At 50.2% G+C, this 13,360-nt stretch carries 14 protein-coding genes; 8 read left to right on the top strand and 6 right to left on the bottom strand.

Annotated elements, in window-relative coordinates; all coding sequences use genetic code 11:
* Window positions 1-91: 91 nt before the first annotated feature.
* Window positions 92-724, top strand: a complete 633-nt coding sequence (locus O71_RS10450; protein ID WP_007656342.1) for a YdeI/OmpD-associated family protein — start codon at window positions 92-94, stop codon at window positions 722-724.
* A gap of 139 nt (window positions 725-863) precedes the next feature.
* Here O71_RS10450 and O71_RS10445 read toward each other — a convergent pair whose 3' ends face one another.
* From O71_RS10445 to O71_RS10430, 5 genes are all read right to left on the bottom strand, one after another.
* Window positions 864-1,430 carry a hypothetical protein gene (locus O71_RS10445; protein WP_071530872.1) on the bottom strand — a complete coding sequence of 189 codons (567 nt, stop codon included), beginning with the start codon at window positions 1,428-1,430 and terminating at the stop codon, window positions 864-866.
* 231 nt (window positions 1,431-1,661) lie between these two features.
* Window positions 1,662-2,228, bottom strand: a complete 567-nt coding sequence (locus O71_RS10440) for a hypothetical protein (protein ID WP_007656337.1) — start codon at window positions 2,226-2,228, stop codon at window positions 1,662-1,664.
* A gap of 55 nt (window positions 2,229-2,283) precedes the next feature.
* Window positions 2,284-4,017 carry a TonB-dependent receptor gene (locus O71_RS10435; protein ID WP_051017741.1) on the bottom strand — a complete coding sequence of 578 codons (1,734 nt, stop codon included), beginning with the start codon at window positions 4,015-4,017 and terminating at the stop codon, window positions 2,284-2,286.
* Window positions 4,002-4,619 (bottom strand): carboxypeptidase-like regulatory domain-containing protein, encoded by a 618-nt coding sequence (locus tag O71_RS21690; RefSeq protein ID WP_081490483.1) that lies wholly within the window; start codon window positions 4,617-4,619, stop codon window positions 4,002-4,004. Before O71_RS21690 ends, O71_RS10435 begins: the two co-directional genes overlap by 16 nt.
* A 269-nt stretch (window positions 4,620-4,888) precedes the next feature.
* A complete protein-coding gene (locus O71_RS10430; protein WP_007656335.1) occupies window positions 4,889-5,215 on the bottom strand; it encodes a hypothetical protein in 327 nt (108 codons plus the stop codon).
* A gap of 298 nt (window positions 5,216-5,513) precedes the next feature.
* Between O71_RS10430 and htpG the strand changes: the two genes are divergently transcribed.
* Entirely contained in the window at window positions 5,514-7,337 is a 1,824-nt protein-coding gene (gene htpG, locus O71_RS10425; RefSeq protein WP_007656334.1) for a molecular chaperone HtpG, read from the top strand.
* Window positions 7,338-7,566: 229 nt separating this feature from the next.
* Window positions 7,567-8,469, top strand: a complete 903-nt coding sequence (locus O71_RS10420; protein WP_007656333.1) for a toxin-antitoxin system YwqK family antitoxin — start codon at window positions 7,567-7,569, stop codon at window positions 8,467-8,469.
* Here the strand turns inward: O71_RS10420 and O71_RS10415 are convergent.
* Entirely contained in the window at window positions 8,466-8,828 is a 363-nt protein-coding gene (locus O71_RS10415; RefSeq protein WP_007656332.1) for a YraN family protein, read from the bottom strand. The two genes, O71_RS10420 and O71_RS10415, sit on opposite strands and share 4 nt — an antisense overlap.
* A gap of 168 nt (window positions 8,829-8,996) precedes the next feature.
* Here O71_RS10415 and lipB point away from each other — a divergent pair, with 168 nt between their 5' ends.
* The 5 genes from lipB (at window position 8,997) to O71_RS10390 (ending at window position 13,286) form a co-directional block, all read left to right on the top strand.
* Window positions 8,997-9,713: a lipoyl(octanoyl) transferase LipB gene (lipB, locus tag O71_RS10410; protein ID WP_040574151.1), complete on the top strand. Its 717-nt coding sequence runs from the start codon at window positions 8,997-8,999 to the stop codon at window positions 9,711-9,713.
* Window positions 9,714-10,118, top strand: a complete 405-nt coding sequence (locus O71_RS10405; RefSeq protein ID WP_007656330.1) for a hypothetical protein — start codon at window positions 9,714-9,716, stop codon at window positions 10,116-10,118.
* Window positions 10,119-10,189: 71 nt separating this feature from the next.
* Window positions 10,190-11,317, top strand: a complete 1,128-nt coding sequence (locus tag O71_RS10400) for a DUF4271 domain-containing protein (protein WP_237717802.1) — start codon at window positions 10,190-10,192, stop codon at window positions 11,315-11,317.
* 61 nt (window positions 11,318-11,378) lie between these two features.
* Window positions 11,379-12,170: a uroporphyrinogen-III synthase gene (locus O71_RS10395; RefSeq protein WP_007656327.1), complete on the top strand. Its 792-nt coding sequence runs from the start codon at window positions 11,379-11,381 to the stop codon at window positions 12,168-12,170.
* Window positions 12,171-12,326: 156 nt separating this feature from the next.
* Window positions 12,327-13,286, top strand: coding sequence for a type IX secretion system membrane protein PorP/SprF (locus O71_RS10390; RefSeq protein WP_007656325.1), 960 nt, complete (start codon window positions 12,327-12,329; stop codon window positions 13,284-13,286).
* Window positions 13,287-13,360: the final 74 nt, after the last annotated feature.

Genomic DNA, 13,360 nt, shown 5'->3' with positions numbered 1-13,360 from the left:
TTGATGATAATTGTGAAAGACCTGGCCGTGGAGGTGTAATCTTTTGACGATTTCCCTTAGATTAGTGTGTTCGATCCAAACAGAAACCAACATGCAGGATATAGCCAGGAAATTAAATTTAAAACCAGAATGGCAGGTGCTGGTGCTCAATGCGCAGGCAGGTATAGCTGAAGCATTGCATAGCCAGGGTATTACCACCCATACTTCTCCTGAAAAAGGTGTGGAGTATGATGCCGTGCAGGTTTTTGCTACCAATAGTAAGGAGTTAAATTACTATGTACCCTTGGCTGTACCATCGCTCAAGCGCAATGGCATGCTGTGGGTGGCTTATCCAAAGAAATCGTCGGGGGTAAAGTCGGATCTGAACCGCGACAATGGCTGGGAGGCTGTGTCGGGGCTGGGGTACGCTCCTGTCCGGCAGGTGGCGGTGGACGATACCTGGTCTTCGCTGCGTTTTAAGCACGAGTCGGAACGAAGTGCTCCCTCTAAATTTGGAGTAGACGCCCCAGGTATAGACCGCAAGAGCAGAACAGTGGAAGTTCCGCAGGACCTGCGTGAGGCACTGGAGTCAGCCGGGTTGCTGGAGACTTTTGAAAAGCTGGCCTTTACGCACCGCAAGGAGCATGTGCTGGCCATACAGGAAGCCAAGCGCCCCGAGACAAGAGCCAACCGTATCGGCAAAACCATTCAGATGCTGATGGGACAACAACTGCTCGGCCGTTAAAGCAGGTATAGCAGTCCTGTGTACGACAATGGTGAGCTTCGCTGCGGATTACCTGCGTAGCTTAAAAAGAGCCAGAAAACAAAAGACCGCAGCAGGCTATACCTGTTGCGGTCTTTTTTATGCTTTTAATCGAAGTAGCTTAGTTTGCCACGATCACATTAAAATCAACATCAATGTCTGTGCTGCCAGCGGTGGTGTTTGTGCCTGTCTTCAGTCCACCCGGTTGGTGCTTCAGTACTACTTTCAGTTTGCCGTTGCCAGTACCTGCGCCAGTTGTCACAGTTGACTCCAGCCCTACAGGACGGTTGTTTTGGTCCATGTCCGTGATGGTTACGTTCACAGTGGCATTGCTGCCTGCATCAGGCGTAAAGGTATACACAAGCAGGTGCTCGTCACGCTCATTGCGGATTTCGGCAGTCATATCAGCTACTGGCGTCTTGCTTTCATCAGTTAATGTCACCACGGCAGTATACTCTGTGCCCGGTCTTAGCGTAAGGGGAGCATTCTGAACCTGGGTGCCTGTTATCGTGCTGATAGTAGCTTCTGCATCCTGGCCTTTGCCTGTTGGCGTTAGCGAGATCGTGACAGCAGTGATCACCTCTTCTTCTTCATCCGGACCTGGTTGGTCATCGTCTTTGCATGAAGTGGTAAATAATAAGGTCCCCATTAACAGAAAAGCCATGTACGGCCTCAATAGCTTGTTCATAAGTAATGAATTTCGTTGTAATAGATATAAATTAGAACTTAAATATATAGCCTTTTGGCCAAATATACGACAGTTTTGTAAGAATAGCCTTGTTGGTCTATGCCTAATACCCCGATTACGCCAATTCAGCTTAGCTTGTTATTGCTGGTGCTGTGATGGCAAAATATGTGGCAAATCAAGGGAAAATAAGAACAGGCATCCATCTGAATGCCTGTTCTAAATAGATTCTTCTTACTGTAATGTAATGTTGAATTGCACATCCGCATCGGTGCCACCTGTGCTGATGTTGCTGTTATCCGTCTTTAAGCCGCCTGGTTGGTGCTTGAGCACTACCCTCAGTTTACCTGCTTGCGGATTTGAAGATGTCTGGATAGTGTTCTCCAGGCCAATCGGGCGGCCATTGCTGTCGCGGTCTGTAGTTGTCACGGTAAGCAGTGTAGCCGGTGATGGCTCAAAAAAGAACTGGTGCTCGCTGCCTTTCTCCCTGATCTCTGCTGTCAAATCTTCTTCGTGGTGCGACTCGTCCATCAGCGTGATGGTGGTGTTGTATACCTTGCCTGCCTGTAGTACCACGTTTTCCGGAGTGTACACAGGGGCTTGTCCACCGTCACCATCTAGGTCACGGTAAGTGGCAGTGATGGCCTGGCCGCCATCCTGCGGCGTCATGGTGAGCATCACGGTCGTGATCAGCTCCTCCTCGTGGTCATGCGGTTCATGATCATGGTCGTCGCAAGAGGTAAAAGCTACAAGTGATCCGAAAAGTGCTAGTGTCAGGTATGGTCTGAATATTTTGTTCATGATAAAAAGTCTTTTTTGGTTTGAAATGAAATTTGAACGATAAAGCCGAAATAGGCTAGCGACCGCTGAAGTTGAGCGGAAGTTTCACGCGGAACAGCAGCATGCGTCCCATATCGTCAGTAAAGTACCTGAAGCGGTTCAGGTAATCGCGGTAAGCGGTGTTGAGCAGGTTGCTGCCCGTAATACCCAACTCCACCGGCTGTCGCCCGAGCTGTACCGTAGTGCCTGCCTCCAGGTTAAGCAGGAAGTAACCCGCTGGCGGGGCCATGTAATCCTGCTCGGCCACGGTAGGCACGCGGGTTTGCTCAGCCACATAGGTGCCACCCAGCGCAAAGTATGTGTCGCTGGTATTGCCTATACCTGCCAGGCGATCCGTGTCGAAGCGCAGCATGTTATTATACCTGTCCGCTGGCACACCCACCAGGTGGTCGTTCAGGTCCAGGTTGCGGGCACGTACTATAGAAGTGCGCGACTCCAGGTATAGCTGCGGTGTAAAGCGATACTCCAGGTCCAGATCTATACCTCTGAAGATGGCATCTGCCTGCTTGTACTCAAACGTCGGGAAAGCCCCTCGAATGGTGAGTGTCGGCGGCTGCACCGGTGCTAGGTAAATATAGTCGTTAATGAAGTTATTGTACACGCTCAGCTTGCCGTTCAGGCGCTGGTTGCCATAGTAGGTAACCGAAGCCTCGAAGTTGTAAGCCTGCTCAGAGTTCAAGTCGCGATTGCCGCGCTCGTAACTGGCTGAGCCATGGTGCACACCGTCACTGAACAGTTCGTTCGCCCCCGGCGCCCGCCAGGCTGAGGTAGCGCTCAAGCCAAATGTGAGGTGGTAGCCCACGTCATACAAAGCACCCAGGGTACCCGAAACGTTGTGAAACTGGTACTCCGGCCGGATAATGTCAGAGTTTCGCTCCCGCTTCGTGATATTGAGTTTTTTGTAGTCGTAGCGTACACCGCCTTCGAGTTGCAGTCTGTCTTTGCGCCACTTCTCACTCACAAAAGCCCCCGCCGTGAAATTGCGGAAGAACGGAATGAAGTAGCGCCCCTGGTAGGTATTGTTCTGGTAAATGGTACTCACACCCGCCGAACCCGTAAGATTGCCTACTGGCGCATGCTCCCAAACTGCTTCGGTCGTATGCGTGGTAATGTCCAGTGTCAGCTCAGGGTCGGCGCTCGATGCCCGGTGCAGGTCGTACTCCTGCCGGATGTTACGCTGCAGACCGTAGACAAACTCCAGTCTGCCTGCATTGCCGGTGTCCCAGTAAGCTTTTGTTTTGAGCAAATGGTGGCTCACGTCCTGGTATGGGCGATCGATGGTATAGGTAAAGTCGTAGCTGGTCTGCTCGGGCCGCTCCCGCCCGATGGCATTCTCTAAATCAGTCAGGTTGCCGATGTGCGAAGCCTTTAGAATACCCAGCTTCGTGTTGAACTGGCTGTAAAACACTTCCGCCCCGTAATTTTCCTTCTTATACCCTAGCGTTCCCGAGAAATTGAGTTCCTGGAAGCCTGTGTTCTGCATATAATAATCGGCTGTGCGGGCATTTCCGGCACGCTTGGCAGTTCCCTGCAGGCGCCAGCTAAGTGCAGGTATACTGGCGGGTTTACCTTCTACAGTGGCCGAAACAGCCCCCTGCCGGTTGTTGGTGGACCCCAGCAGGTTCAGTTCGCCGCTCACGCCGGCTGTGTCAGGCAGCGCCTTTGGCTCCACGAGCACCACTCCGCCGATGGCATCGGCACCGTAGCGCACGCCGGCAGCTCCCTTCACCACCTTCAGCTCAGAGGCCACAAACGGTCGATCTCTGGTGCATGCTCTGCCCCCCACTGCTGCCCCTCGTGGCGTACGCCATTGTTGAGCAGCAGAATGCGGTTGCTGTGCAAGCCGTGGATAACAGGCTTTGAGATAGTTGGGCCGGTTTGCATAGTAGACACCCCCGAGAGGTTTTGCAACGACTCGGCCAGTGAAAGGCCGCGTGTCGTCTCCAGTTCCCGCCCGGAAAGTGTACCCGCAGACTGTGCCTCCTCGGTCAGGCGCTCGCCCGTGATCACGACCTGCTTGAGCTGCCGCGCATCTACGTGCAGCGTGAGATTGCGCACTGTAGAAGTGGTCATGCGGAGCGTAGGCCGCTCCATCACATAGCCGATATAAGTGACCTTGAGGGTATAACTACCCCGGCACAGGTGATGAAAATGGTAATTGCCATACTCATCGGACAAAGTGCCACGCTGCAGCTCTTCTATGTAAATAGTAGCGCCAATGAGTGGCTCCCGGGTGTCATGGTCCAGCACCTTGCCCGAAAGGGTAAGACCGCAGTCCTGCTCCGGTCGTCGCCGTCGAAGTACATCTGCCCCTGCGCCACCGCCATAGGAACTATGAGGAGTAGCTGCCACAAGAGCACGATTATGAATTTGGATCTATACACAGTTTGTGTAAAGTTTAGGTATAAGGTGTTGGCTACAGCCTGCCGATAACCCGCCAACTGAAAAGCAGCCACAGGTATAGGTACAGCCATAATGCCAGGAAAATAAATAATAGGAATACCAGGAGACAGTACCTGATGCCGATAAGAAAACAGCAGGTATGCTATACTGATAAGCCAGTCTGAAAACAGATGTCGGGAGAGGCGACACGCCGTAAGACTGGAAAGGGAGCGGAAGGTTTAGCCGAGTGCGGGCGGGCCGCGAAGTTTGAGGCGGGCAAAAGAATCAAAAGCCGAATGGTGGGTATACCGAGCTGTATACTCCGGCAGCATAACAGGAGCCTTGAAGGTATAGACGATGGCAGCGCTCTGATAGGGCGCCCCAAACAGATCTTCTACCGGGCAGTGGCTGTGCTTTTTCTCAACATGCGCATTTTTCTGATCGCCTGGATGCGCATGCTCGGTGTGGGCATGGCTGTGCAGGCTCAGCAGCAACTGATCCGGCACCATGGCGCGCGTGAACAGCAGCAGCAGAAAGAGGGCGATATATGTTGTGAAACGGTACACCTAAAGCATGGCTTTAAAACAAAGATAGGACTTTTTTGCCAATGTTGCATGTACGCACAAACGCACTGCTTGTTAAGTTATGCCCGGACTATCACGAAAAATATGCCAAAACAGCCCAAGGCTATACCCGAAACAGTTTCACAGAGCCAGTTTTCTGCCATCATGTCACAATTGAGCGGCGAAGTTTTCTGTGGAACAGGATTTGAAAGCGCTTGAGCAGAAACACCGGTTTCCTTTTTCAAAGGCATCGATTCAGAAGACATCACTTATTAAAATATAGATTTTAAAAGTATAGCACATGGAAGAAAGAGGTAATATTTCGATTCACACCGAAAACATTTTCCCGATCATTAAGAAGTTCCTGTACTCAGACCACGAGATTTTTCTGCGTGAGCTCGTGAGTAACGCCGTGGACGCCACCCAAAAAATGAAGCGCCTGTCCGCCATTGGCGAGTACAAAGGCGATCTGGGCGAGCTGAAAGTAGTCGTGAAAGTGGATAAAGACGCCCGCACCATCACCATTTCCGACAACGGTATCGGGATGACGGCCGAGGAGATCAAGAAGTACATCAACCAGATTGCCTTCTCTGGAGCTACCGAATTTGTGGAGCGCTACAAAGACGCCGGCGAGCAGAACCAGATCATCGGTCAGTTCGGTCTGGGCTTCTACTCTGCCTTTATGGTGGCCGACCGTGTGGAGATCGTTACCAAATCCTACAAAGACGAAACCGAGTCAGCGCACTGGACCTGCGACGGCAGCACTGAGTTTGCTATTGCTCCAGCGCATAAAGAAGACCGCGGCACGAACGTGATTCTGAACGTGGCATCTGACTCTGAGGAGTTCTTGGAGACAGCCCGTATCCGTAACATTCTTGATAAATACTGCAAGTTCCTGCCGGTGCCTGTGGAGTTTGAGGGAGAGATCATTAACAATCCGAACCCGATCTGGACGAAACAGCCTTCGGAGCTGACCGATGAGGACTACAAGAACTTCTACAAGGAACTATACCCATTCTCGGAGGCGCCGCTGTTCTGGATTCACCTGAACGTGGACTATCCGTTCAACCTGACCGGTATCCTTTACTTCCCGAAACTGAAGAACGACTTCGAGATTCAGCGTAACAAGATTCAGCTTTACTCGAAGCAGGTGTTCATTACTGACGAGGTGAAGGACGTGGTACCAGAGTTCCTGATGCTGCTGCACGGTGTGATTGACTCACCGGACATCCCGCTGAACGTAAGCCGTTCCTTCCTGCAGGCCGACTCCAACGTGAAGAAGATCAATACTTACATCACGAAGAAGGTAGCCGACAAGCTGAACGAGATCTTCAAGAAAGACCGCGAGACATTCGAAAAGAACTGGGAAGACATCAACGTGTTCGTTAAGTACGGCATGCTGAGCGACGACAAGTTCTATGAGAAAGCCAAGGACTTTGTGCTGCTGCAGAACACCGAAGGCAAGTACTATACCCTGGAGGAGTACAAGGCGCTGACACAGGCAAACCAGACCGACAAAAACGGTCAGCTGGTATTACTCTATACTACCGACGCCGACAAACAGCATGCCTTCGTAGAAGCCGCTCAGAACCGTAGCTACGACGTGCTGAAGCTGGACTCGATCATCGACAGTCACTTTATCGGTATGCTGGAGCAGAAGCTGGAGAAAACCTCACTCAAGCGTGTGGACTCTGAGACGATCGGCAAGCTGATTGAGAAAGACGAAGCAAGCGATAGCGTGCTAAACGATACCGAGAAGGAGGACTTGAAGAAGATCTACGAAATGGCTATCAACAACCAGAACATGCAGGTAGAAGTAGCGCCGATGGCTACGGATGATGCACCAGTAATCATTACCTTGCCTGAGTTTATGCGCCGCATGAAGGACATGAGCAAGAGTGGCGGAGGCGGTATGATGTTCATGGGCAATATGCCGGACACCTACAACGTGACCATCAATGCCAACCACAGCATCAACCAGCGCATCCTGAAGGCGAAAGACGACAACAAGGAGCGCATCGCCCGTCAGGCCTTTGACCTTGCCCTGCTGTCGCAGAATATGCTATCAGGCTCAGCCCTGACGGCCTTTGTGAAGCGCAGCGTGGACCTGATCGACAAAGAATAACATTACTTTTCATAAATTACACTTAACAGCACAAAAGCGGCGCCCGACTGGGTGCCGCTTTTGGTTTAGGGGTATCTGATGAACTAAGGGTGCGTACTTAAAGTTATAGGGACTATACCTGCCCAACCGGTTGTTGGCAGGTATATGATTTATCTGCATATTTACGTTACCTTAAACAAGGTATAGCTTTTTAGGAAAAACAGAAGCGCATTTATCTGAACGAAAACATATGAGGCACACGCTCTATCTTGTCTGGCTTGTTTTGTCTGTGGTGCTAGGTGTTGCAGCCTGCAAACCTACTGCCTATAACAGCGACTACAACCTGAGCCGCGCAGCCGAAAAGCAAAATGCTAAAGCCGAAGCCATCGCTCTAGCCGATACAGCCAAGCCTTCTGTGCAAATAGGGGATTCCTTGGCAAACGTAGAGGAAAAGCAACCGAAAAAGCGCAAGAAGAAAGCTGACAAGCGCTATTTCATGGGTGACAGAGTAGCCCGTGGCTTTGTGAAGTCAGGCGGACGTGGCGACCGGGAGGTGATCGAGTCTTTCAGCTACCTGGCCGAGTTTCAGCAACCGGACCCTTACGCGCCCGAAAAATACTACTATGACACCAAGCGACGCAAACTTTACAAGACGCGCGGCGAACTGAATCCCGAGCAGCACAAAGTACTGCACGGCCCTTACAAAAAGGAGCAGGGCGGTGAAGTGGTGGAAGAAGGCTACTTTTATATAGGTACCAAGCACCTGCGCTGGGAACGCTACAACCGTGACGGTATACTGTTAGCAAAAGAGCATTTTGAGAAAGGCTTCCTGCGTGATGCTGTGGTGAAATATTACGAAGGGACAAAAAAGATAAAAGAAGTAATCCCTTATGCCTATGGCGAGGTGCAGGGCACTTATTACCGCTTCTACGAAAATGGTCAACTGGAATGGATGGGGCAGTACCAAAAGGGGCGCAAAGTAGGCCTCTGGGTGAAGCACTTCGATTTTAGAGCCCGCCGCCAATATGAGTACCAATATCCCAAAACCCCTTACGAACCGCAGTCAGAGCCATACTTGGTCAAGCAATACGACCGTCACGGCACACTTATCTTTGAAAAGGACAAGCTGGATAAACGCGCGTCGGCCCGTTAGTGAAAGGCATCTTCGATGTGGAACAGCTCCGGCGGGCTGCTCATCGTGATCGCAATGATATCGAAGCGAATGTCTTCCTGCCAGCCTGTTTTTAAGATGTAAGAGTCCGCTGCGTTCAGGATCATGCGTTGCTTTCGCCGGTTCACAAACTCCTCCGGATAGCCAAAATCATCATTCGTCCGCGTTTTCACTTCTACAAACACCAATGTATCGTTCTGGCGGGCAATAATGTCGATCTCGGCTTTGCCCATGCGCAGGTTGCGCTGCAGAATACGGTAGCCTTTCTGGTGCAGCAGGTCGCAGGCCAGGTCTTCGCCGTTGGCGCCGGTAGAGAGATGGGGTGCTTGCGGAGTCATCATAAGAGCTTTAAACTTATAATTGTACCGGGTGGTTTTATTAGCAGCAGTCAAGATGCTGTTTGCGTATGCCCCCGGGCGGCCGTATCTTTGCTGAAAATTAAGGGTATAGACGCCTGTCCGGCACTGTTGCCAACTGTTAGGCTATACTTTAATATAAGGGGGAAAACTGTGTCACAGAATAAGACTATACAATTTGAGCACTTGGGGCTAATTGACTATAAGGAAGCCTGGGATTATCAGGACAAGCTCTTTACAGGTATACTGGATATGAAGGCCCGCAACCGCCATGCGGCTCCCGAGGCACAAGAAGTCACGCCTAACTATCTCTTGTTCTGCTCGCATCCGCACGTCTATACCCTGGGCAAAAGCGGCCACGAGTCCAACCTGCTCATCAACGAAGAAGGCCTGAAGGCAAAGGGTGCCACTTTCTATAAGATCAATCGGGGCGGCGACATCACTTACCATGGCCCGGGGCAGATCGTGGGCTATCCTATTCTGGACCTCGACAACTTCTTTACAGACATACACAAGTACCTGCGCTTTCTGGAAGAGTCGATTATCCTGACTTTGAAAGATTACGGGATAGAAGCGGGCCGTATACCTGGCCTCACCGGCGTATGGCTGGACCATGTGGAGCAGAAAAACCCGCGCAAGATCTGCGCCATGGGTGTGAAGTGCAGTCGATGGGTGACCATGCATGGTTTTGCTTTTAACATCAACACCGATTTAGATTATTTTAATAACATCGTACCTTGCGGCATCACCGATAAGCAGGTAACGTCGCTGGCAAAGGAACTGGGCCACGAATTGCCAATGGCAGAAGTAGAAGAGAAACTCAAAGGCCACCTGGCAAACCTGTTCGAGGCAAGCATTACAAAAGATTAAATGAAGAAGGATATTGATTTCACTCCGGTTCAGGGGGTGGCCGTGGCCATTGCTTTCACAGGCGAGTCGCCAGAAGAGCGCACCTGGAACGTGTACCTGATCAACAACAATAATGTGGCGCTCGAAAATGTGTTTGTCACATCCAAAGGCTATGGCACCATAGAAGACGAAGAAGTAAAAACCTCTGTGCTGCGGCACATGTTTGAGCGTGTAGAGGCCAAGAGCTTTGTGCAGGTGGAGGTGATCGACCCATCCGTGTTCAAGCTCAACAACGAATACTGGGTAAGCTACTACATCGACGGCAAGATCTATGACAAGCGCTTTGTGTTCGTGCCCGATTCCATCACTGATGAGCATCTTATTGACATCAGCATGCTGCAAATGCAGGGTGTGCTGCACTCTTAAGGTATAGCTTCCCTAATTTTTTCATTCAGACTGTGTATTTCACAAACCGCATAAGGTATAGCTTAGGGCTCGTGCTGCTGTTAATGGTGCTAACCTGGCCATTGCAGGCACAGGTACTGCCGTTGGAGCAGAAGAACACCCTGAACGGGAACTGGCAGGTATACGATGCCGGATCCAGTGACCTGGTGCCCTATGCCACCGCTCTGCATGGCGGCTACAGTGCCGTTCACCAGTGGGTGACTATGGCCCCCTCAAAGCCGTTTGTGATAGAATTTACTGCTCAGAAAGACCTGTGCCTGTTTCTGAACAACCAGCTGATCTTCACGGCAGACTCCACCTCCAACTATACCTTTGACCTGGCCACGTGGAATAAGCGGGTGAAGCCTGTAAATGGTCGCTATCTTTTGTCAGTGTGGCATCCGTCGCAGCATCCCAATGTCGGGTCTTTTCGCAACCGGGTGCAGGCAGAGCGAAACGATAACGAAACAATGCAGGGGAGTTTCTCAGTGCGGCTGCGGGAGTATGTGAATCAGAATGCCTTTATCATTTTCATGCTGCTGATCGGGTTGCTGTACGGTAGCCTTAAAACGACTTTCCCTTCCGATTTTCAGGCAGTATTTGGGGTGCAATCCTTCTGGCGCACCAGGTCTCTGGATGAGGGAATCCTGACCAAGCCGCTTGGTACATGGTCAGGTGTGTTGTTTATTGTTGCTTTTTCGATGTCCATGGCGCTTCTGATAGCAGCTATTCATACCAATGTGCAGCATGTGCGGATCTTTAACCGTCTTTTTCCGGTGTCTGAGTCCGATATCACGACCAAGATCCTGTTCTATACCTTCCTGATTTTTGCCGTCATCCTGCTAAAGTACCTTTTCCTGAAAGTGATGGGTTATATTTTTGGGTTGGAGCAGATCGTGCAGGTTCAATTCAGTGAGTTTCTGCGTTCTCTGTTGTTTCTGGGCCTTTTTCTGCCAGTGGTGATGCTGCTATACCTTTCGCTTAACCAGGTGGCTCCCGACACAGTGCTCACTGTTTCGAGCATGGCGGTACTCTTGTTGCTGGTAATCACGATTATTCGTGTGTTTGTGACAGTAAATAAGCAGACTTCTGTGATAAATTTGCATTTATTTTCTTACCTTTGCGCCACAGAAGTGATTCCGTTAGCCATTATGCTGAAGTTTATCGTGTTTAACTTTTAAAAACACAAAATCAACGGTTTCGGCGGGCGGCTTATATTATAAAAACAGACTTCCATACTCTATGGCTGAAAGTAAAGAAAAGGCTTGGGCAAATCCTGAAAGACACAGTATTCCGATCAAGAGTATACTCGTAACGCAACCACAGCCAACCACTGACAACTCTCCCTATCTCTCGATAGCAGAAAAGTACGGCATTAAGGTTGATTTCAGGGCGTTTATTGAGGTAGAGCCTGTTTCCTACAAAGAATTCCGCAAGGATAAGGTGGACATTCTGTCGCACACGGCTGTTATTTTTACCAGCCGCAACGCAGTAGACCACTTTTTCAGAATATGCCAGGAGAGCAAGATAGAAATGCCTGCGGATATGAAGTATTTCTGTATTTCAGACCAGACGGCATACTACCTGCAGAAATACATCACCCTGCGTAAGCGTAAATTGTTTGTAGGTGAGAAAACAGCCAAAGATCTCTTTGAGGTGATCAAGAAGCACAAGAACGAGAAGTTCCTGTACCCTTGCTCTAACATCCGCAAAGACGACATCCCGGGATTCCTGAAGACAAATAAGATCAAGCACACGGAGGCGGTTATCTATAAGACAGTGGCAGCCGACCTGTCGGATCTGGACGATGTAACCTACGACTGCATCGCTTTCTTCAGTCCATCAGGCATCAGCTCGCTGTTTATCAACTTCCCTGACTTTAAGCAGAATAATACCCGCATAGCAGCTTTTGGTCCAACCACGGCCAAGGCAGTGCGCGATGCAGGGCTGGAGCTAGACATTGAGGCACCGATGCCAAACGCACCATCCATGACGGGAGCAATTGAGGTGTACATCCAGAACCAAAAGAAATAAATCAGGCTTTTAAACAGGCAGGATTAAAACAGTAAAACGCAAAGGCAAGTAGAATCAACCATCTGCTTGCTTTTGCGTTTTACTGTTTAATATATATATTTGGTTCAACTCTGGCTCTTTAACGTCCAGTTAACGCATGCTTAGCTGCAACATTCTATGAAAAAGATTATACCTGCCGTTTTGTTGCTGTTTTTCTGCCACCTCAACTCCTGGGCGCAGCAGCAGCCCCAGTTTACCCACTACGGATTCAACGGCATGTATATCAGCCCGGCTTACGCAGGTATAACCAACCGTCCAGAAATACAATCCATCTACCGCTACCAGTGGCTGAACTATGATGCCTCCTTTGACGATGGCGGTTCGCCACGCACATTGCTCCTGACGGCTCATACCCCGGTGCGGCTTTTGAAGGGCGGTGTAGGTATAACGCTTGTGCAGGACCAGATCGCTAACACCCGCATTCAGCAAGCCGCCATCTCCTACTCCTTTCACCTGAATGTGGGCGAAGGCAAGTTAGGGATCGGTGTTCAGGGCAATATAAATAATATAAGAAAGGGCAGCTACCGATTTATCGACGAAGGCGACCCAAACATCCCATTCAATAGCTCCGATTCCAAGTTTGACATGGGCGCGGGACTTTGGTATGAATCAGAGCGCTTCTATGCAGGCGGTGGTGTGACCAATCTACTGCGCTCCAGCTACCAGTTTATGGACGTCGATAACACAGGAGGCGGCCGGGTAGTCGGCGAGAACCACATCTACCTGACAGGCGGCTACCATTTGCCGCTTAGCAACCAGCTGGTACTCACTCCTACAGCCCTCTTAAAGCATGATACAGAGACATTTTCGTTTGATGCAGGCGCCCGCATAACATTTGATGAAAAATATTGGGGCGGATTGAATTTTCGGCATCAGGAAGCTGTTAGTGCGCTTGTGGGTATAGCGATGTTGCAGGATAACGCGCTGCGGGTAGGATATGCATTAGATCTCACAACATTTAATAAAGTGGCCAAGGCCCCAACATCACATGAAGTGATGGTTTCCTACCGATTACCTGAGCCAGTTGTTCGGTTCAGACCGCCAGTGCGAACCCCACGCTATAATTTCACTAAATAAATTTTCATGATATTGTATTTATCACTGAAAAGCTGTATTCTTGAAAAAATACAGTTAAAATAATTCTTCTATGG

This window comes from Pontibacter sp. BAB1700 (assembly GCF_000277005.1).
In the GTDB taxonomy this organism is placed as follows: domain Bacteria; phylum Bacteroidota; class Bacteroidia; order Cytophagales; family Hymenobacteraceae; genus Pontibacter; species Pontibacter lucknowensis.
The sequence above is the reverse complement of the archived record's forward strand: the minus strand, read 5'-3'. Positions and strand labels throughout refer to the sequence as shown.